Genomic DNA, 19,349 nt, shown 5'->3' with positions numbered 1-19,349 from the left:
GGGGTGTGGGCGCCGCTCAGCGGGCGGCGTCTTGGATGATCTGGCCGCCGCGTTGCACGTCTTGGCCGATGCCGGCGATGGTCCCGCAGCCGCTCAAGGCCAGGCCGGCGGCCAGCAGCAACAAAGTGAGAATGGGTTTCATGATGAGACTCCTTGGAAAGTTAGGCGTAGGGGCGCACATCGACGAAGTGCCCAGCGATGGCCGCCGCCGCCGCCATGGCCGGGCTGAGCAGGTGGGTGCGGCCTCCGGCCCCTTGGCGGCCTTCAAAGTTGCGGTTGCTGGTGCTGGCGCAGCGCTCGCCGGGCTCTAGGCGGTCGGCGTTCATGGCCAGGCACATGCTGCAGCCGGGCTCGCGCCACTCGAAGCCCGCCGCGCGAAAAATCTCGTGCAGCCCCTCGCGCTCGGCTTGCGCCTTGACTTGGCCGGAGCCGGGCACCACCAGCGCCAGGCGCACGTTGCGCGCCACCTTCTGGCCGAGCTTTTGCACCAGTGCGGCGGCTTCGCGCAGGTCTTCGATGCGGCTGTTGGTGCATGAGCCGATGAACACCTTGTCCACACTCAGGTCGACCAAGCGCTGGCCTGGTTGCAAGCCCATGTAGCTGAGCGCGCGTTCCACGGCGTCGCGCTGGCCGGGGTCTTTGATCTGGTCTGGGTCGGGCACGCTGCCGGTGATGGGCAGCACCATTTCGGGCGAGGTGCCCCAGGTGACTTGGGGCGCGATCTGGGCCGCGTCGAGCTCGACCACGGAGTCGAAAACGGCGTCCGGGTCGGACTGCAGGGTGCGCCAGTAGGCCGCGGCCTGCTCCCACTCCAAGCCGCTGGGGGCCAGCGGGCGCCCTTTTAGGTAGGCGAGGGTTTTCTCATCCACCGCCACCAGGCCGGCGCGCGCCCCGGCCTCGATCGCCATGTTGCAGACCGTCATGCGCCCTTCGATCGACAGGGCGCGGATGGCGCTGCCGCCAAACTCGATCGTGCAGCCGGTGCCACCCGCAGTGCCGATGCGGCCGATGATGGCCAGCACGATGTCTTTGGCGCCGCAGCCCCGGGGCAGTTGGCCCTCGACGCGGATGAGCAGGTTCTTGGCCTTTTTGGCCAGCAGCGTCTGCGTGGCCAGCACGTGCTCGACTTCGCTGGTGCCGATGCCGTGCGCCAGCGCGCCAAAGGCACCGTGGGTGGAGGTGTGCGAGTCGCCACAGACCACGGTCATGCCGGGCAGGGTGGCGCCGTTTTCTGGCCCCACCACGTGCACGATGCCCTGGCGTGGGTGCATGAAGGGGAAGAACGCCGCCGCGCCGAATTCGGCGATGTTGGTGTTGAGCGTGGTGATCTGCTCTTTGCTGATCGGGTCGGCAATGCCCTCGTAGCCCAGTTCCCAGCCGGTGGTGGGGGTGTTGTGGTCGGCGGTGGCCACGACTGAGCTCACGCGCCAGACCTTGCGCCCGGCCACGCGCAGCCCCTCGTAGGCCTGCGGGCTGGTGACTTCGTGCACCAGGTGCCGGTCGATGTAGAGCACGGCGGTGCCGTCGGGCTCGGTGTGGACGACGTGCTCGTCCCAGATTTTGTCGTAGAGCGTGCGTCCCATGTGTGGGCGGTGCCTTCAGGTGGTGACAAAGCCCCACCCACACCAAGGGGGGCGGGGCCGGGTGGGGGCCGGGGTTGCCTAGGGCGAGAATCAGCGCTTGATCAGCGCTTGATCAGCGTCGGCACGTCGCGCCGGGGTGAACCGGTGAACAACTGACGCGGACGGCCGATTTTATACTCCGGGTCGCCGATCATCTCGTTGAGCTGGGCAATCCAGCCCACGGTGCGCGCCAGCGCGAAGATGCCGGTGAACAGATTGACCGGAATGCCGATGGCGCGCTGCACGATGCCGGAGTAGAAATCAACGTTGGGGTAGAGCTTGCGCTGCACGAAGTAGTCGTCTTCGAGGGCGATTTTTTCCAGCTCTTTGGCCAGCTTGAACAGTGGGTCGTTTTCCAGCCCGAGCTCGCTGAGCACCTCGTTGCAGGTTTCTTGCATCATTTTGGCGCGCGGGTCGTAGTTTTTGTAAACGCGGTGGCCAAAACCCATCAGCTTGACGCCCGAGTTTTTGTCCTTGACCTGGTTCATGAACTCGCCCACTTTGGCAATGCCGCCGCTGGCTTGGATGTCTTCGAGCATGTTCAGGCAGGCCTCGTTGGCACCGCCGTGGGCCGGGCCCCACAAACAGGCCACACCGGCGGCGATGGCGGCAAAGGGGTTGGTGCCCGAGCTGCCGCACAGGCGCACGGTGGAGGTGGAGGCGTTTTGCTCGTGGTCGGCGTGCAGGATGAAGATGCGATCTAGGGCGCGCTCGAGCACCGGGTTGACCACGTAGTCTTCGCACGGGGTGCCAAACATCATGCGCAGGAAGTTGCCGGCGTAGGAGAGCTCGTTGCGCGGGTACATATAGGGCTGCCCGACGCCGTATTTGTAGGCCATGGAGACCAGCGTCGGCATTTTGGCGATCAGGCGGATGGCGGCGATGCGGCGGTGTTCGGGGTTGTTGATGTCGGTGCTGTCGTGGTAGAAGGCCGACAGGGCGCCGATCAGGCCGGTGAGCACGGCCATCGGGTGCGCGTCGCGCCTAAAGCCGCGCAGGAAGAACTGCATCTGCTCATTGACCATGGTGTGGTTCAGGATGAGCTTGTGAAAGTCGTTGCGCTCGCCTTCGTTGGGCAGATCGCCGTTGAGCAGCAGGTAGCAGGTGTCGAGGTAGTCGCACTGGGTGGCGATTTGCTCGATCGGGTAGCCGCGGTAGAGCAGCTCGCCCTTGTCGCCGTCGATGTAGGTGATGGCCGACTGGCACGAGGCGGTCGAGAGAAAGCCGGGGTCGTAGGTGAACATCCCGGTCTGGCCATAGAGCTTGCGGATGTCGATCACGTCTGGGCCGATGGTGCCGGCATAGACCGGCAGCTCCATGCTCGGAGCCCCGTTGCTGAAGGACAGGGTGGCTTTGTGGTCAGCGAGTTTCATGCGACATCCTTGAGGGGGTGAGGGGAAAAAGGGGCTAAGGGGGCTAAAACTTGGGCAGATCGGCTGGGGTGGGCTGCTGCACCACGGGGCGCAACTGCTGCAGCAGTTCGAGCACCTCGGCGCTGCTTTGCTCGGGGCCGGGAGCTTTGCGCGAAAGCAGCAAATCGAGCAGGTCGGGGTCGGACAAGTCCATCAGGGTGTGCATGGCGCGCGCTTGGCGCTCGCTGATGGAGATGCCCATGCGCAGAAAAAAACGCTCCAGCAGCAGATCGTTTTCCAGCAAGCCGCGCCTGCAACGCCAGCGCAGCTTGCTGAGCGCACGCTCGTCTATCGGGTTGGCGTCGGCAAGCGTGGGGGCTGGCATGGTTTTCAGATGGCGCGCCGCACCATCATCTCCTTGATCTTGCCGATGGCTTGGGTCGGGTTCAGGCTCTTGGGGCAGACATCGACGCAGTTCATGATGGTATGGCAGCGAAACAGCCGGTACGGGTCTTCGAGGTTGTCGAGCCGCTCGGCGGTGGCCTGGTCGCGGCTATCGGCCAAGAAGCGGTAGGCTTGCAGCAGCCCGGCCGGGCCGACGAATTTGTCCGGGTTCCACCAAAAGCTCGGGCAGGCCGTGGAGCAGCTCGCACACAAAATGCACTCGTACAGGCCGTTGAGCTCTTCGCGCTCCTCGGGCGACTGCAGGCGCTCGGTTTCCGGCGGCTGGCTGGTGTTGATCAGATACGGCTTGATGCTGTGGTACTGCTGGAAAAACTGCGTCATATCGACGATCAGGTCGCGCACCACCGGCAGTCCGGGCAGCGGCTTGAGCACGATCTCGCCCTTGAGCGTGTTCATGTTGGTCAGGCAGGCCAGGCCGTTCTTGCCGTTGATGTTCATGCCGTCGGAGCCGCACACGCCCTCGCGGCAGGAGCGCCGAAACGAGAGCGTGGGATCGACCACCTTGAGCTTCATTAGCGCGTCGAGCAGCATGCGCTCGTGCCCGGTCAGTTCCACTTGCAGGGTCTGCATGTAGGGCTTGGCATCGCGCTCGGGGTCGTAGCGGTAGATTTTGAAGGTGCGTAGGGCCATGTTCAGGTGCTCCGGGTGGGGCGTGCGTCGTCGGCTTTAGAAGGTGCGGACTTTGGGCGGAACCGAAGCCACCGTGAGTGGCTTGAGGTTGACCGGCTTGTAGCTGAGCGAGTTGTCGGCGCTGTGCCACAGGGTGTGCTTCATCCAGTCGCGGTCGTTGCGGCCCAGCGGGTGCTCGGCGTCGTCGGCGGCGCGCTCGTAGTCGTTCACGGTGTGGGCGCCACGGCACTCGGTGCGCGCGGCGGCCGAAGTCATGGTGGCTTGCGCGGCTTCGATCAGGTTTTCGACTTCCAGCGCCTCGATGCGCGCGGTGTTGAAGACCTTGGACTGGTCTTTGAGGCCGATGGCTTGCACGCGCTGGCGCAAGGCGGCGACTTTGCCCACGCCCTCGTTCATGCTGGCTTGGGTGCGGAACACCCCGGCGTGCTGTTGCATGGTGGCGCGCAGGTCGTCGGCCACCACTTGGGCGTATTCGCCCTCGGTGCAGGCGTCGAGCCGGGCCAAGCGGGCCAGCGACCGGTCGGCGGCGTCGCGCGGCAGATCCGGGAATTCGGCTTTGCGGGCGAGGGTGTCAACGATGTGGTTGCCAGCGGCGCGGCCAAACACCAGCAGGTCCAGCAGCGAGTTGGTGCCCAGCCGGTTGGCGCCGTGCACCGAGACGCAGGCGCATTCGCCCACGGCGTACAGCCCTTGCACCACTTTTTGGCCGCCGGCAGCGGCGTCGGGCACCACCACTTGGCCGTGGATGTTGGTCGGGATGCCGCCCATCTGGTAGTGGATCGTGGGCACCACGGGAATGGGCTCTTTGGTGATGTCCACGTTGGCAAAGTTGTGGCCGATCTCGAACACCGAGGGCAGGCGCTTGAGGATGGTGTCGCCACCCAAGTGCGTCATGTCGAGGTTGATGTAGTCTTTGTTCGGGCCGCAGCCCCGGCCTTCTTTGATTTCTTGGTCCATGCAACGGCTGACGAAGTCGCGCGGGGCCAAGTCTTTGAGCGTGGGCGCGTAGCGCTCCATGAAGCGCTCGCCTTGGGCATTGCGCAAAATCGCGCCTTCGCCACGGCAGCCTTCGGTGAGCAGCACGCCGGCGCCGGCCACGCCGGTGGGGTGGAACTGCCAGAACTCCATGTCTTGCAGCGGGATGCCGGCGCGCGCCGCCATGCCCAACCCGTCGCCGGTGTTGATGAAGGCGTTGGTGGAGGCGGCAAAAATGCGGCCGGCGCCGCCGGTGGCCAGCAGCGTGGTCTTGGCTTGCAGCAGGTAGGTGTCGCCGGTTTCCATCTCGAGCGCGGTCACGCCCAGCACGTCGCCGTCGGCGTTGCGCACCAAGTCGAGCGCCATCCACTCGACGAAGAAGGTGGTGCGCGCGGCCACGTTTTGCTGGTACAGGGTGTGCAGCATGGCGTGGCCGGTGCGGTCGGCGGCGGCGCAGGCGCGCTGCACCGGTTTTTCGCCGTAGTTGGCGGTGTGGCCGCCAAAGGGGCGCTGGTAGATGGTGCCGTCGGGGTTGCGGTCGAAGGGCATGCCGAAGTGCTCGAGCTCATAGACCACTTTGGGCGCTTCGCGGCACATGAACTCGATCGCGTCTTGGTCGCCCAGCCAGTCGGAACCCTTGACGGTGTCGTAGAAGTGGTAGTGCCAGTTGTCTTCGCTCATATTGCCCAGCGAGGCGCCGATGCCGCCTTGTGCGGCCACGGTGTGCGAGCGCGTGGGGAACACCTTGCTCAGCACCGCCACGTTGAAGCCGGCGCGCGCCAGTTGGAGCGAGGCGCGCATGCCCGAGCCGCCGGCGCCGATGATGATGACGTCAAAGCGGCGCTTGGGCAAAGAGGATGTGAGGGCAGTCATGAATCAAAGTCTCCAGAGCACTTGGAAGGCCCAGCCGGCGCAGCCTACCAGCCAGACGAGTGTGAACACATGCAGGGCCAGCCGCAAGCCAGCCGGTTTGACGTAATCCATCCAGATGTCGCGCATGCCCACCCAGGCGTGCCAGATGAGGGCGACGATCAGGGCGTAGGTCAGGAACTTCATCCACGTTTGGGCAAAGATGCCGGACCAGACTTCGTAGTCGATGGGGCCGCTGACCAGCAGCAGTTGCGCCAGCAGCAGCAGGGTGAACAAAGCCATGAGCGCGGCGCTGATGCGCTGCATCAGCCAGTCGCGCAAGCCGTAGTGGGCGCCGCTGACGACGCGCCGGGAACCGTAGTTGACTGCCATGGTGAGGTGCTCCTAGGATGTGGAGTGGTTTTTAATACAAGCCAAATAGCTTGGCACCCAGCGCAGCCGTGAGCCCCAAGCTGAGCACCAGGGTGACGACGGCGGAAGATTTGCCAAAGGCTTTGCCTACGCTGTGGGTGGCGTCCATGTACACATGGCGCAAGCCAGCGATCAGGTGGTGCAAAAAGGCCCAGATTAGGGCCAGCACGACCAGCTTGACGAACCAAGCCGGCACGAAGCCAATGCCGGCCGTGAAGGCCGAGGCAAAGACGCCAAAAGAGAGCTCGGACGAGAGCGAGGCGTCGAACATCCAGACGATGAAGGGCAGCAGCAAAAACAGCAGCAGGCCGCTGATGCGGTGCAGGATCGAAACCCAGCCCGCAGCCGGTAGGCGGTAGCTGGGCAGATCACGGAGGGCGTTGATGTTGCGAAACTCGGGCCGCGGTGTGGTGCGCGATTCAGCCATGGTATGGACCTGTGGTTCGGGTGTGGTGCGGAGGGAGCGGGCGAAGCGGGCGAAGCGGTAAGGGTGCTCGGGGCAGTTTCTGAATATGTATGAAAACCCTGACGCTTACCTGTCGGATTCTATTGCAAGGCAACATGTGCAACGTCACTCTATGGTTATGTTTGGCTTTAGCTGAGCTGGTTGCGGTAGTGGTGGTGCTCGGTGCGGTACAGGCCGCGGCGCAGCTCCATGGGGGTGTCTTGGTAGGTGTAGGCCAGGCGCTCCACGCTGAGCAGCGGCGTGCCGGTTGCCACGGCCAGGCGCTCGGCGGCATCGGGGTCGGCGGCCACGGCCTTGATCTTTTCTTCGGCGCGCACCATGCTCAGGCCAAACTGGCGCTCGAACAGCGCGTACATCGGGCCTTGGTCTTGCGTCAACAGCTCCAGCGTGAGCCCCTTGAAAGGGGTGCCGGGCAGCCAGATTTGCTCCAGTATGGTGGGCCGGCCCTGAAAGGCCAGCACGCGCAGCACCTGCACCGCTGTGTCGCCCGAGCGCAAGCCCAGCGCCGTGGCGACGTCGGCCGGGGCGCGCAGGCGCTGGCACGACAGGATCTGGCGCTCGGCCGGGCCGTCGGCGTCCGGGTTGCCGTGGTCGGGGTGCAGGCGCAGAAAGCGGTACGAGACGTGCTGCTCGGCGTGCGTGGCCACGAAGGTGCCCTTGCCTTGGCGGCGCAGCAGCAGGTTGTCGGCAGCCAGTTCGTCGATGGCTTTGCGCACCGTGCCCTGGCTGACACGAAAGCGCGCCGCCAGTTCGACCTCGCTCGGAATCGGTTCGCCCGGTTTCCATTCTCCGTTTTGCAGGCTGTGCAACAACAGCGCCTTGATTTGCTGGTACAAGGGGCTGAAGGCGGGCGCGAGCGGCAGCCCGGTGCCTGGTTCGGGGCTGTTGGCGGGGGCGGGGGCGGGCAAGGAGGTGCTCATGGTCTCGAGCCCCGATCATATCTTATATAAGACATAAGACAAATTGACCAAAGCGTCGGCTCGGGTTACACTCGCGTTCCAAGTAGACCCGTTTTTCTTCAACCGCTGTTTATTTGGAGTGTATTCATGAGCAAGAAGCCCGTTCGCGTGGCCGTCACCGGTGCCGCTGGCCAGATTGGTTATGCCCTGCTGTTTCGCATCGCTTCCGGTGAAATGCTGGGCAAGGATCAGCCCGTGATCCTGCAACTGCTCGAAATCCCCGACGAAAAAGCCCAGAAAGCGCTCAAGGGCGTGATGATGGAGCTCGACGACTGCGCCTTCCCGCTGCTGGCTGGCATGGAAGCCCACAGCGACCCGATGACCGCCTTCAAAGACACCGACTACGCCTTGTTGGTCGGCTCGCGTCCGCGCGGCCCCGGCATGGAGCGGGCCGAGTTGCTGGCCATCAACGGCGCGATCTTCACCGCCCAGGGCAAGGCACTCAACGCCGTCGCCAGCCGCAACGTGAAGGTGCTGGTGGTGGGCAACCCGGCCAACACCAACGCCTACATCGCCATGAAATCTGCCCCCGACCTGCCGGCGCGCAACTTCACCGCCATGCTGCGGCTGGACCACAACCGCGCGCTGAGCCAGCTGGCGGCCAAAACCGGCCAGCCGGTGGCTTCGATCAAAAACCTGGCGGTCTGGGGCAACCACAGCCCGACCATGTACGCCGACTACCGCTTTGCCACCATAGACGGCGCCTCGGTCAAAGACATGTTCAACGACCACGCATGGAACAAAGACGTGTTCCTGCCCACCGTGGGCAAGCGCGGCGCGGCCATCATCGAAGCACGCGGCCTGTCGTCGGCGGCGTCGGCGGCCAACGCCGCCATCGACCACATGCGCGACTGGGCCTTGGGTACCGGCGGCGCGTGGGTGACGATGGGCGTGCCCTCGAACGGCGCATACGGCATCCCCAAAGAGGTGATGTTTGGCTACCCCGTGACCTGCTCGGGCGGCGACTACCAGATCGTCGAAGGGCTGCCGATTGACGCCTTCAGCCAAGAGTGCATCAACAAAACCCTGGCCGAGTTGCAGGGCGAGCAAGACGGGGTGCGGCACCTGCTGTAATTGCATCAAGGCAGCTGCACCATGCACCCGCGCGACCTGTTGTTGGGCCCCCAGTCCGGCCAGCGCTTGCTGCCGCTGTGCGACCATTACAGCGGCGTGCCGGCGCGCATGCGCAAAAGCCTGGCGCTGCAAGCCGAGTACAGCCAGCGCCACGGCCGCTGCGTGTTCGATGTCACGCTCGACTGCGAAGACGGCGCCCCCGTGGGCGGCGAGGCCGAACACGCGGCGCTGGTGAATGAGCTGCTGCAGGGGCTGGACTGGGCCGCTGCGGTGCCGCCACGCGTCGGGGTGAGGGTGCACGCCGTTGATCATCCGGCATTCGAGGCTGATGTGCAGACCATCGTCGGGCAGGCCGGGGCGCGGCTGGCGTATCTGATGCTGCCCAAGGTCGAGGGCTTGGCCGATTTGCAGCGCGCCGTGCAAGCAGTCGATGCCGTAGGGGGCGCAGCACTGCCCTTGCATGTGCTGATCGAATCGCCGCAGGCGCTGCACCAGGCTTTTGAGCTGGCGGCGCATGGGCGCGTGGAGTCGATCAGCTTTGGCCTGATGGACTTTGTGTCGGCGCACGGCGGGGCCATTCCGGTCTCGGCCATGGGGGTGCAGGGCCAGTTCAGCCACCCGCTGGTGCGGCGCGCCAAGCTCGAAATCGCCAGCGCCTGCCATGCCCACGGCAAGGTGCCCGCGCACTGTGTGGTCACCGAAATCCACGACCTGCCCGCACTGCGCCAAGCGGCGCACAAGGCGGCGCACGAGTTTGGCTACCGCCGCATGTGGAGCATCCACCCGCAGCAGATCGAGCCCATCTTGCAAGCCTTTGCTCCGCCCGCCGACGAGGTCGAGCTCGCCACCGCGATCATTCTGGCCGCGGTGCAAGCCGATTGGGCACCCATTTCGCATCATGGGCATCTGCACGACCGCGCCAGCTACCGCTACCATTGGCAGGTGCTGGAGCGCGCGCAGCAAACCGGGGCCGCGCTCGATGCGGCGCTGGCGCGTTTTTTTGTTCCTGCGCCTGGGGGCTCGCGCCCATGAGCCGTCCGCACCGCCTACCGCCCACCCTTGTTCAGCAGGAGCCCGCCATGCCCACAAACGCCTTTCAAATCCCCCCTCTGGCTGTGCGCAGCCGCCAACGCGCCTGCTGGCTTGCGTGGCACGGGTCTGTGCTCGGGCTGGGGCTGGCTGCGGCTTTGTTCGCCAGCCCGGCTTTGGCCCAGGCAGCCGCACAAACACCAGCCAGCAACCGCCAGGTGCCCACGGTGCAGGCCGGCACCCCTGCCGACACGCCCATGAGCGAGCGCGAGCAGGCCACCGCCGCGCTGGTGCACGTGGGCAGCAAGACCTGCGCCATGGGGCGCAGCGTGCGCATCGAGGCCGACGCGCAAGAGCCGGGGTTTTTCCACCTCAGCACCGAGCGGCAGCGCTACCGCCTGCGCCCGGTGGAAACCAGCACCGGTGCCATCCGGCTCGAAGACCGGGCCCAGGGCGTGGTTTGGCTGCAGCTCGCCAACAAATCCATTTTGCTGAATCAGCGCCAAGGCCGGCGCCTGCTCGACGACTGCGCCAACGCGGTGCAGCAGGCCGTGGCCGCCGCCATGCAGCGCAACCCCGGCCCCAGCCTGTTCGATGTGGCCCAGCGGCCACCCGCTAACTAAACCTTTTTTTCTGGAGTGATAATCATGTTGCAAGCCTACCGCCAACACGCCGCCGAGCGCGCCGCACTCGGCATTCCGCCGCTGCCGCTGGATGCCAAGCAGGTGTCCGAGCTGATCGAGCTCATCAAAAACCCGCCCGCCGGCGAAGCCGATTTTTTGCTCGACCTGCTCACGCACCGCGTGCCCCCCGGTGTTGACGACGCGGCCAAGGTCAAGGCCAGCTTCCTGGCTGCCGTGGCGCATGGCGACATCGCCGTCGGGCTGCTCTCCAAGGCCCGCGCCACCGAGCTGCTGGGCACCATGGTCGGCGGCTACAACGTGCACCCCCTGATCGACCTGCTCGACGACCCCGAAGTGGCGGGCGTGGCCGCCGCCGCGCTGAAGAAAACCCTGCTGATGTTCGACTTCTTCAACGACGTCGCCACCAAGGCCAAGGCCGGCAACCCCCAGGCGCAAGAGGTGATGCAAAGCTGGGCCGCAGCCGAGTGGTTCACCAGCCGCCCCGAAGTGCCGCAGCAGATCACCGTGACCGTGTTCAAGGTGCCCGGCGAGACCAACACCGACGACCTCTCGCCCGCGCCCGACGCCTGGAGCCGCCCCGACATCCCGCTGCACTACCTGGCGATGCTCAAAAACACCCGCCCCGATGCGGCCTTCAGGCCCGAGGAAGACGGCAAGCGCGGCCCGATGCAGTTCATCGAAGACCTGAAGAAGAAGGGCCACTTGGTGGCCTACGTGGGCGATGTGGTGGGCACCGGCTCCAGCCGCAAATCGGCCACCAACTCGGTGGTCTGGGCCACCGGGCAAGACATTCCCTTCGTGCCCAACAAGCGCTTTGGCGGCGTGACGCTGGGTGGCAAGATCGCCCCGATCTTCTTCAACACCCAAGAAGATTCGGGCTCGCTGCCGATCGAAGTCGATGTGAACGCGCTCGAAATGGGCGACGTGATCGACATCCTGCCCTACGAGGGCAAGATCCTCAAGGGCGGCGCCACCGTCACCACCTTTGAGCTCAAGAGCGAGGTGCTGCTCGACGAAGTGCGCGCCGGCGGGCGCATCAACCTGATCATCGGGCGCTCGCTCACCGCCAAGGCGCGCGACTTCCTAGGCCTGCCGGCCTCCACGCAGTTCCGCCTGCCCGCCGCCCCCAGGGCCACCCAAGCGGGCTTTACGCTGGCGCAAAAAATGGTGGGCCGTGCCGTGGGCCTGCCCGAAGGACAAGGCGTGCGCCCCGGCACCTACTGCGAGCCGCGCATGACGACCGTCGGCAGCCAAGACACCACCGGCCCCATGACGCGCGACGAGCTCAAAGACCTGGCCTGCCTGGGCTTCTCGGCCGACTTGGTGATGCAGAGCTTTTGCCACACCGCGGCCTACCCGAAACCGGTCGATGCCAAGATGCACCGCGAGCTGCCGCCCTTCATCAGCAGCCGCGGCGGCGTGGCGCTGCGCCCCGGCGACGGCGTGATCCACTCGTGGCTGAACCGCCTGCTGCTGCCCGACACCGTGGGCACCGGCGGCGACTCGCACACGCGCTTTCCGATCGGCATCAGCTTTCCGGCCGGCTCCGGCTTGGTGGCCTTCGGGGCCGCCACCGGCGTGATGCCGCTGGACATGCCCGAATCGGTGCTGGTGCGCTTCAAAGGCCAGATGCAACCGGGCGTGACGCTGCGCGACTTGGTGCACGCCATTCCGCTGTACGCCATCAAGGCCGGCCTGCTCACGGTGGCCAAGTCGGGCAAGAAAAACATCTTCTCGGGCCGCATTTTGGAGATCGAAGGCTTGCCCGACCTCAAAGTGGAGCAAGCCTTTGAGCTCTCCGACGCCTCGGCCGAGCGCTCGGCGGCGGGCTGCACCATCCAGCTCAACCCCGAGCCGGTGATCGAATACCTCAACAGCAACGTCGTGCTGATGAAGAACATGATCGCCGACGGCTACCAAGACGCGAAAACGCTGGCGCGCCGCATCGAGAAAGTGCAGCAGTGGCTGGAGCAGCCCAAGCTGCTGCAGGCCGACGCCAACGCCGAATACGCCGCCGTGATCGAGATCGACCTGGCCGAAATCAAAGAGCCCATCCTGTGCTGCCCGAACGACCCGGACGACGCCAAAGTGCTCTCCGACGTGGCCGGCACCCACATCGACGAAGCCTTCATCGGCTCGTGCATGACCAACATCGGGCACTTCCGCGCCGCCGCCAAGCTGCTCGGTGGCCAGCGCGACATCCCGGTCAAGCTCTGGGTGGCGCCGCCGACCAAGATGGACGCCAGCGAGCTGATGAAAGAGGGCCACTACGCCAACTTCGGCGCCGCCGGTGCCCGCACCGAAATGCCCGGTTGCAGCCTGTGCATGGGCAACCAGGCGCAGGTGCGCGAAGGCGCGACCGTGATCTCGACCAGCACGCGCAACTTCCCGAACCGCCTCGGCAAGAACACCAACGTGTTCCTGGCCTCGGCCGAGCTGGCGGCCATCGCCTCCAAGCTGGGCCGCATCCCCACCGTGGCCGAATACCACGCAGCCATGGGCGTGGTGAACCAAGACGGCGCGGCGATCTACAAATACCTCAACTTCGACCAGATCGCCGAATACGCCGAAACCGCCAAGGAGGTGGCGGCCTGAGGCGAGACTAGAGGCCAGCGGCGCGCTTGGAGGCGCGCCTGGCCCGCGCCTGCTGCGCTGCGGCGCAGAGGTAAAAATGTTTGCGACGGCCCTGCGGGGCCGTTTTTTTTGGTTTGGCTAGGGATGGGCTAACCTTGGCGGCTGCTGCGCTATAAAAAAAGTTGCGTCAAGGCCCCAATCTATAGAAAATCACGCATCTCTATAGAAAACCGCGTCAGCAATGAGCCCGCTACAAAAAACACAGGCTTGCTTGGTAGCTGTCCGGCGCATGTCAAGATAGTTGTCGCGTGAATCATGCCGCCGCCATTTGACTTTTAGCTGTCACGCAGCTAAAATGCGTTTACTGAAATAGGCAGTAAACCATGTCCCATCGAATCCAGCCGCTGGTCACGCCCACTCAGTTGGGTGCGGTCTTGCAAGGCGCGCGCAAAAGCCTCAAGCTCACACAGGCCCAGCTCGGCGAGCGCCTTGGGTTGAGCCAAAGGCGCGTGTCTGAGCTGGAGCGGGCTCCAGGCACATTGAGCGTGGACCAGCTCATGGCGCTGTGCGCCCAGTTGGGCCTGCAGCTGAGCGTGCAGCCGCACGCGAGGGCGTGCGAGGCCCCTGAGGTTCAGGCCGGGGAGTGGTGAGCCATGGGTCGCCGCTTGAGCGCCCGGCCGCTGTCTATCTGGGCTAACGGGGAGTTGGTGGGCCGCTGGACACCGGCCACTCGACGCCCGATGGAGTTGAGCTACGAGCCCCGCTGGCTGGCCTCGCGCTCTGCGCGGCCACTGTCCTTGTCCTTGCCGCTGCCCTTGGTGGGCAAGGAGCCCCTGCGGGGTGACCGGGTCGAGCACTACTTTGCCAACCTGCTGCCCGACAGTGGCACCATCCGCAGGCGCTTGGCGCAACGCTATGCAGCGGGATCTGAAAACACCTTTGACCTGCTGGCTGCCATAGGCCGCGATTGCGTGGGGGCAGTTCAGCTCCTGCCTCTCGATGAGGCACCGGTCGGCTTCGACCGCATCGAAGGCGAAGCCTTGGACGATGAGGCCGTGGCCGCCTTGCTGCGCAGCGCCGTTGCCAGCGGCCCGTTTGCCGGTTCGGGCAAGGAGCAGGATTTTCGCATCTCGATTGCCGGTGCCCAGGAAAAAACCGCCTTGCTGCACCACGACGGCAAGTGGCTGCGGCCGCTGGGTGCCACGCCTACCACGCACATCATCAAGCTGCCTTTGGGCCTTGTGGGCAATATGCAGGCAGATATGCGCACCTCTGTTTACAACGAGTGGCTGTGTCTGAAGTTCATGGGCGAATTGGGCTTGGAGGTGGCGCAGGCCGACATCGTGACTTTCGCCGACCACACGCCGGTGCTGGTGGTCGAACGCTTCGACCGCCGACGGCACCCCTCGGGCACGTGGATTCTTCGCCTGCCCCAAGAGGACTTCTGCCAGGCCCTGGGCGTGAGCCCAGCCAAAAAATACGAGGCCGACGGTGGCCCGGGCATCGAGCCATTGGCCCGGGTGCTGGCCGGCTCCCAAAACGCGCGCGCCGATCTGCGCACGCTCTTGGCCAGCCAAGTGGCCTTCTGCTTGCTGGCCGCCACGGACGGCCACGCCAAAAATTTCAGTATCCGGCTGCTGGCGGGCGGCACCTATGCCTTGACTCCTCTGTACGACGTGCTCTCGGCTTGGCCCATCATCGGCACCGGAAAGAACCGGCTGGCGTGGCGCAGCGCCAAGATGGCCATGGCGGTGATTGGCAAGAACCGGCACTACGAGCTGGCGACCATCATGCGGCGCCACTTCAACGCCACGGCGGCCAAGTGCGGCTGGGGACAGAACGCCGAGGACATCATTGGCGAGCTGCTCGCCAAGGTGGAGCCGGCCCTGGCCGCCGTGATGCAACAGCTGCCCGTCAACTTCCCGCCAGACGTGGCCGAGGCCATCTTCGAGGGCGTTCGCCAGCAGGCCCAACGGCTTGAGGCCCAGCCCAGCGCCGGGTGACCGCCTAGCCCCCCAGCCCCTGCAACTTGCGATACAAGGTCTGGCGGCTGATGCCCAGGGTGCGCGCCGCTTGCGAGACGTTGCCCCGGCTGCCGAGCAGGGCTTGTTGCACGGCAGCTTGTTCGATCTGGATCAGGCTGTGGGGCATGGCCGTGGCCAGTGAAGCCGGGGGCTGCGGGGCAGATGGGGTGGCTTGGGTCGAAGCTGCCGCAGGGGCGGTGGTTCCGGTTGCGGCACTGCCGGGGCTGGTTGCTTGCAGTTCGGCGCGGATGTCATCGGCCAAGTGCGGCCAGTCGAGCACGCGCTCGTGCGGCTCCAGCATGGCGCAGGCGGTGCGCAGCACGCTGGCGCACTGGCGCAGGTTGCCGGGCCAGTGGTAGCGCTTGAGGCTGTGCAGCAGGTCGGGGCTAATCGCCAAGCCGCGCCCGGGCTCGATGCTTTGCAGCAGGCTGGCGGTGAGGGCCTCGAAATCGCTGCGCTGGCGCAGTGGCGGCAGCTCGACCGTGAGGCCATTGATGCGCCAGTACAGATCGGCGCGAAAGCGCCCGGCCTCAACCTCCTGGCGCAGCGGGCGGTGGCTGGCGCAGATCAGGAAAAAATCCAGCGGCTCGGCCTTGTGAGTGCCCAGTGGCGTGACTTCGCGCTCTTGCAGCACGCGCAGCAGCCGGGTTTGGGCGGCAAGCGGCATGTCGCCGATTTCATCCAGCAGCAGGGTGCCGCCGTGGGCTTGGCGCAGCAGGCCGGTGCGTCCCTCGCGCTTGGCACCAGTGAAAGCGCCGGGGGCGTGGCCAAACAGTTCGGCTTCAATCAAGCCTTCGGGCAGGGCGGCGCAGTTGAGGGCCACGAACGGCTGCGTGCGCCGGGGCCCGCTGGCGTGGGCGGCGCGCGCCAGCCACTCTTTGCCGACGCCGGATTCGCCTTGGATGAGCAGGGCGATCGGTTTGTCGAGGATGCGGCGCACCTTGGCGCAAGCCAAGCGCCAGCGCGCATCGCCGCTGTCGAGCCGGGCCAGCGCGTCGTGGGCGGTGGCGGGCAGGGGCGCTGCGGGCAGGGCCGTGGCAGGGCCAGGCGCTGCGCTTGGGGCAGGCTGCGCAGACGCAGGCAACAGGTGCACAACGGCCGGCTCGGAGTGCAATTGGGCAAACAGGCTGCGGCCATCGTGCAAAGTGAGCGCCAGCGGCTGCTGCGGGTGGCGGCGTTGCAGGGCGTGCAGTTGCTCTAGGCTGTGGGGCACAAACTGCTCCAGCCGCAGGGCGCCCAAGGGTGCGTTGCCTTGACGCAGCCACTCGCGGGCGCTGCGGTTGGCGGCGATCAGCCAGCCGTCGTCGGAGACGATCACGATGCCCTCGCCCAAGGAGCCGATGCCCTCGGCGCGTGGGTGCAGGTGCAGCCGCGTCCGCTCCTTGTGCTGGGCGCAGAGCAGGCGGTTTTCTATGCTGCGGGCGGCGGTGTTGACCAGCCCCAGGCTGTAGGGGTTCCAATGCCCGCGCTCGGCCGACATGTCGAGCACCCCCAGCAACTGCCCGGTGCCAGAAAAAATCGGCGCCGCCGCGCAGGTCAAAAAGCTGTTGCGATCCAGGTAGTGTTCGGCGCCGTTGATTTCGACCGCGGCCGCTTCGGCCAAGGCGGTGCCGATGGCGTTGGTGCCGCGCTGTGCTTCGTGCCAGGTGGCCCCGGCTGAGAGCGCCACGCGCTCGGCCTTGCCCAAAAACTGCCCCTCGCCCAAGGTGTGCAGCAAGGTGCCGCCCGAGTCGGCCAAGATCACCATGCTGGGCACGGGGCGCACTTGCTCGAACAGGTATTCCATCACCGGCAGCGAGTGCGCCAGCAGCGCGTGCTGGCTGGCGCGCAGGTGGCGCAACTGCACCTCGCCCAAATGATCGGTGCGCTTGCATGAAGCCAGCGGCGTGAGACCTGCGGCCAGACTGCGTTGCCACGAGCGCGCCAAGCCCTCTTTCAGGGCGCCGGGAGGGCAGCAACCGTGATCGAGCAAATGTTGCCGGATTTTGCGCAGGGGCCAGTCGGGCTGGGATGCGGGCATGGGGTCTGTCTCCTAGGCCCTTGAGCGGGCTCTGGAGCCAGTATAGGCACAAGCCCATGTGGGCGCAAGGCTTATCCAACTGCCCCCTTGCAACTGTCCAATTTTGTGACAAGTGTCGCGTTTTTCAACTGCTGTCGGACGCATTCTGGACTTGGGTGTAGGCGTTGATATGCAATTTAATCAATGGCTTGAGATTATCAACTGGGTTGGCACGGAACTTGTTAAGAGATAGGTGCCGCATCGGCATTGTTTGCAACCACCAATCAGAGGAAGACAGCATGATCTACACAGCCCCCGGCACCGCAGGTGCCAAGATTGTTTACAAGCCGCAGTACCACAACTTCATCGGCGGCCAATGGGTCGCCCCGGTCAAGGGCCAGTACTTCGACGTGATTTCGCCCATCAATGGCAAGGTCTATACACGAGCCGCCCGCTCCACCGCCGAAGACGTGGAATTGGCACTAGACGCCGCCCACGCCGCCGCCGACGCCTGGGGCCGCACGTCGGCAACGGAGCGCTCCAACGTGTTGCTCAAAATCGCCGACCGCATCGAGCAAAACCTGGAGCTGTTGGCCTACGCCGAAACGGTGGATAACGGCAAGCCGATCCGCGAAACGCTCAACGCCGACATCCCGCTGGCGATCGACCACTTTCGCTATTTCGCCGGCTGCATCCGGGCGCAAGAAGGCGGCATCAGCGAGATTGACGAGAACACGGTCGCCTACCACATCCACGAGCCGCTGGGCGTGGTGGGGCAGATCATTCCCTGGAACTTCCCCATCCTCATGGCCGCTTGGAAAATTCCGCCGGCCTTGGGCGCTGGCAACTGCATCGTCTTGAAGCCGGCCGAGTCCACCCCCATCAGCCTGCTGATTTTGATCGAGCTGATCGCCGACCTGCTGCCGCCGGGCGTGCTCAACATCGTCAACGGCTATGGGCGCGAGGCCGGCCTGCCGCTGGCGCAGAGCAAGCGCATCGCCAAAATCGCCTTCACCGGATCGACCAGCACCGGGCGCGTGATCGCGCAGGCGGCGGCCAACAACCTGATTCCGGCCACGCTCGAACTCGGGGGCAAATCGCCCAACATCTTCTTTGCCGACGTGATGGACAAGGACGATGCGTTTCTCGACAAGGCGATCGAAGGGCTGGTGCTGTTTGCCTTCAACCAGGGCGAGGTTTGCACCTGCCCCTCGCGCGCGCTGATCCACGAATCGATCTACGACGCCTTTATGGCGCGCTGCCTGGCGCGTGTGGCGGCGATCAAGCAGGGCAACCCGCTCGATACCGAGACCATGCTGGGCGCGCAAGCCTCCAAAGAGCAACTGACCAAGATCACCAGCTACCTCGATCTGGGGCGGCAAGAGGGCGCGCAGGTGCTGATCGGCGGCGCGCAGGCGCAAATGAGCGGCGATCTGGCCGGCGGCTACTACGTGCAGCCCACGCTGTTCAAGGGCCACAACAAGATGCGCATTTTCCAGGAAGAAATTTTTGGCCCGGTGCTGGCCGTGACCACCTTCAAAGACGAAGCCGAGGCGCTGGCCATTGCCAACGACACCCTGTACGGCCTTGGGGCCGGGGTCTGGAGCCGCAACGGCAACGTGGCCTACCGCATGGGCCGCGCCATCAAGGCCGGCCGGGTCTGGACCAACTGCTACCACGCCTACCCGGCGCACGCAGCCTTTGGCGGCTACAAAGAGTCCGGTATCGGGCGCGAAAACCACAAAGCCATGCTGGGCCACTACCAGCAGACCAAGAACCTGCTGGTGAGCTACAGCGAAAACAAGCTGGGGTTTTTCTGATGCGCCAAGCCGCCACGGTCGAGAAAGTCGTCGCCACCCCGGCGGCGCTGGAACTGATCGAGCAGCTAAAAGGCCTGCACGGGCCGGGGCTGATGTTTCACCAGTCTGGCGGCTGCTGCGACAACAGCGCCGCCAACTGCTACCTGCTGGGCGAGCTGACGATCGGCGGCGGCGACGTCTATCTGGGTCAGATCGGCGGCTGCCCGTTCTACATCGGCACGGCACAGTACCAGACTTGGAAGCACACGCAACTGATCATTGACGTGATCGAGGGCACTGGCGGCACCTTCTCGCTCGAAGGGCCGCTGGGGCGCGCCTTTCACACCCGCTCGCGCGTGTTCACGGACGAGGAACTGGCGGCCTTGCAGCTTGAGGGGGCCGGGTAGGGCGGGGCAGGGGCCGGGGCCGGGCGCGCACCAGGGAATAGCAAAAACG

The 19,349-nt window shown here is 65.4% G+C and carries 18 protein-coding genes; 8 read left to right on the top strand and 10 right to left on the bottom strand.

The annotated features are described in order from the left end of the window. Positions 1-16: 16 nt before the first annotated feature. The 9 genes from SRAA_RS12315 to SRAA_RS08435 all read right to left on the bottom strand — a co-directional run bounded on the left by SRAA_RS12315 (position 17) and on the right by SRAA_RS08435 (position 7,711). Positions 17-142 carry an entericidin A/B family lipoprotein gene (locus SRAA_RS12315; RefSeq protein ID WP_082039990.1) on the bottom strand — a complete coding sequence of 42 codons (126 nt, stop codon included), beginning with the start codon at positions 140-142 and terminating at the stop codon, positions 17-19. Positions 143-161: 19 nt separating this feature from the next. Beyond that, on the bottom strand, positions 162-1,583 hold the full coding sequence (leuC, locus tag SRAA_RS08470; protein ID WP_045532094.1) for a 3-isopropylmalate dehydratase large subunit: 1,422 nt from the start codon (positions 1,581-1,583) through the stop codon (positions 162-164). A 101-nt stretch (positions 1,584-1,684) separates the two neighbouring features. Continuing rightward, positions 1,685-2,995: a citrate synthase gene (locus tag SRAA_RS08465; protein WP_045532092.1), complete on the bottom strand. Its 1,311-nt coding sequence runs from the start codon at positions 2,993-2,995 to the stop codon at positions 1,685-1,687. Between the two features lie 43 nt (positions 2,996-3,038). Next, the gene (locus SRAA_RS08460) at positions 3,039-3,359 is read right to left on the bottom strand and encodes an FAD assembly factor SdhE (protein ID WP_045532090.1); all 321 of its coding nucleotides are present in this window, start codon (positions 3,357-3,359) and stop codon (positions 3,039-3,041) included. 5 nt (positions 3,360-3,364) lie between these two features. After that, a complete protein-coding gene (locus SRAA_RS08455) occupies positions 3,365-4,069 on the bottom strand; it encodes a succinate dehydrogenase iron-sulfur subunit (RefSeq protein ID WP_045532088.1) in 705 nt (234 codons plus the stop codon). A gap of 36 nt (positions 4,070-4,105) precedes the next feature. After that, positions 4,106-5,917, bottom strand: coding sequence for a succinate dehydrogenase flavoprotein subunit (sdhA, locus tag SRAA_RS08450; protein WP_045532086.1), 1,812 nt, complete (start codon positions 5,915-5,917; stop codon positions 4,106-4,108). 3 nt (positions 5,918-5,920) lie between these two features. Continuing rightward, positions 5,921-6,286: a succinate dehydrogenase, hydrophobic membrane anchor protein gene (gene sdhD / locus SRAA_RS08445; RefSeq protein WP_045532084.1), complete on the bottom strand. Its 366-nt coding sequence runs from the start codon at positions 6,284-6,286 to the stop codon at positions 5,921-5,923. Between the two features lie 31 nt (positions 6,287-6,317). After that, positions 6,318-6,752 (bottom strand): succinate dehydrogenase, cytochrome b556 subunit, encoded by a 435-nt coding sequence (gene sdhC / locus SRAA_RS08440; RefSeq protein ID WP_045532083.1) that lies wholly within the window; start codon positions 6,750-6,752, stop codon positions 6,318-6,320. Between the two features lie 167 nt (positions 6,753-6,919). Next, positions 6,920-7,711, bottom strand: coding sequence for a GntR family transcriptional regulator (locus SRAA_RS08435; RefSeq protein WP_082039989.1), 792 nt, complete (start codon positions 7,709-7,711; stop codon positions 6,920-6,922). Positions 7,712-7,837: 126 nt separating this feature from the next. Here SRAA_RS08435 and SRAA_RS08430 point away from each other — a divergent pair, with 126 nt between their 5' ends. From SRAA_RS08430 to SRAA_RS08405, 6 genes are all read left to right on the top strand, one after another. After that, positions 7,838-8,824: a malate dehydrogenase gene (locus tag SRAA_RS08430; protein ID WP_045532081.1), complete on the top strand. Its 987-nt coding sequence runs from the start codon at positions 7,838-7,840 to the stop codon at positions 8,822-8,824. Positions 8,825-8,845: 21 nt separating this feature from the next. Beyond that, a complete protein-coding gene (locus SRAA_RS08425; RefSeq protein ID WP_045533577.1) occupies positions 8,846-9,856 on the top strand; it encodes an HpcH/HpaI aldolase/citrate lyase family protein in 1,011 nt (336 codons plus the stop codon). 47 nt (positions 9,857-9,903) lie between these two features. Further along, the gene (locus SRAA_RS08420) at positions 9,904-10,476 is read left to right on the top strand and encodes a hypothetical protein (RefSeq protein ID WP_052467530.1); all 573 of its coding nucleotides are present in this window, start codon (positions 9,904-9,906) and stop codon (positions 10,474-10,476) included. A gap of 24 nt (positions 10,477-10,500) precedes the next feature. After that, on the top strand, positions 10,501-13,092 hold the full coding sequence (gene acnB, locus SRAA_RS08415; protein WP_045532079.1) for a bifunctional aconitate hydratase 2/2-methylisocitrate dehydratase: 2,592 nt from the start codon (positions 10,501-10,503) through the stop codon (positions 13,090-13,092). A 362-nt stretch (positions 13,093-13,454) separates the two neighbouring features. Next, positions 13,455-13,721 carry a helix-turn-helix domain-containing protein gene (locus SRAA_RS08410; protein ID WP_045532077.1) on the top strand — a complete coding sequence of 89 codons (267 nt, stop codon included), beginning with the start codon at positions 13,455-13,457 and terminating at the stop codon, positions 13,719-13,721. A 3-nt stretch (positions 13,722-13,724) separates the two neighbouring features. Then, on the top strand, positions 13,725-15,074 hold the full coding sequence (locus SRAA_RS08405) for a type II toxin-antitoxin system HipA family toxin (RefSeq protein WP_045532076.1): 1,350 nt from the start codon (positions 13,725-13,727) through the stop codon (positions 15,072-15,074). Between the two features lie 4 nt (positions 15,075-15,078). Here the strand turns inward: SRAA_RS08405 and SRAA_RS08400 are convergent, their stop codons facing one another. Further along, the gene (locus tag SRAA_RS08400) at positions 15,079-17,115 is read right to left on the bottom strand and encodes a sigma-54-dependent Fis family transcriptional regulator (RefSeq protein ID WP_045532074.1); all 2,037 of its coding nucleotides are present in this window, start codon (positions 17,113-17,115) and stop codon (positions 15,079-15,081) included. Positions 17,116-17,393: 278 nt separating this feature from the next. Between SRAA_RS08400 and exaC the strand changes: the two genes are divergently transcribed. Both exaC and SRAA_RS08390 read left to right on the top strand, forming a co-directional pair. Continuing rightward, positions 17,394-18,914, top strand: a complete 1,521-nt coding sequence (gene exaC / locus SRAA_RS08395) for an acetaldehyde dehydrogenase ExaC (protein WP_045532073.1) — start codon at positions 17,394-17,396, stop codon at positions 18,912-18,914. After that, a complete protein-coding gene (locus tag SRAA_RS08390; RefSeq protein ID WP_029462397.1) occupies positions 18,914-19,300 on the top strand; it encodes a DUF779 domain-containing protein in 387 nt (128 codons plus the stop codon). Before exaC ends, SRAA_RS08390 begins: the two co-directional genes overlap by 1 nt. The last annotated feature ends 49 nt before the right edge of the window (positions 19,301-19,349 follow it).

This window comes from Serpentinimonas raichei, from assembly GCF_000828895.1.
Lineage (GTDB): Bacteria > Pseudomonadota > Gammaproteobacteria > Burkholderiales > Burkholderiaceae_C > Serpentinimonas > Serpentinimonas raichei.
Note: the sequence above shows the minus strand (reverse complement) of the source record. Positions and strands in the feature narration are given on the sequence as shown.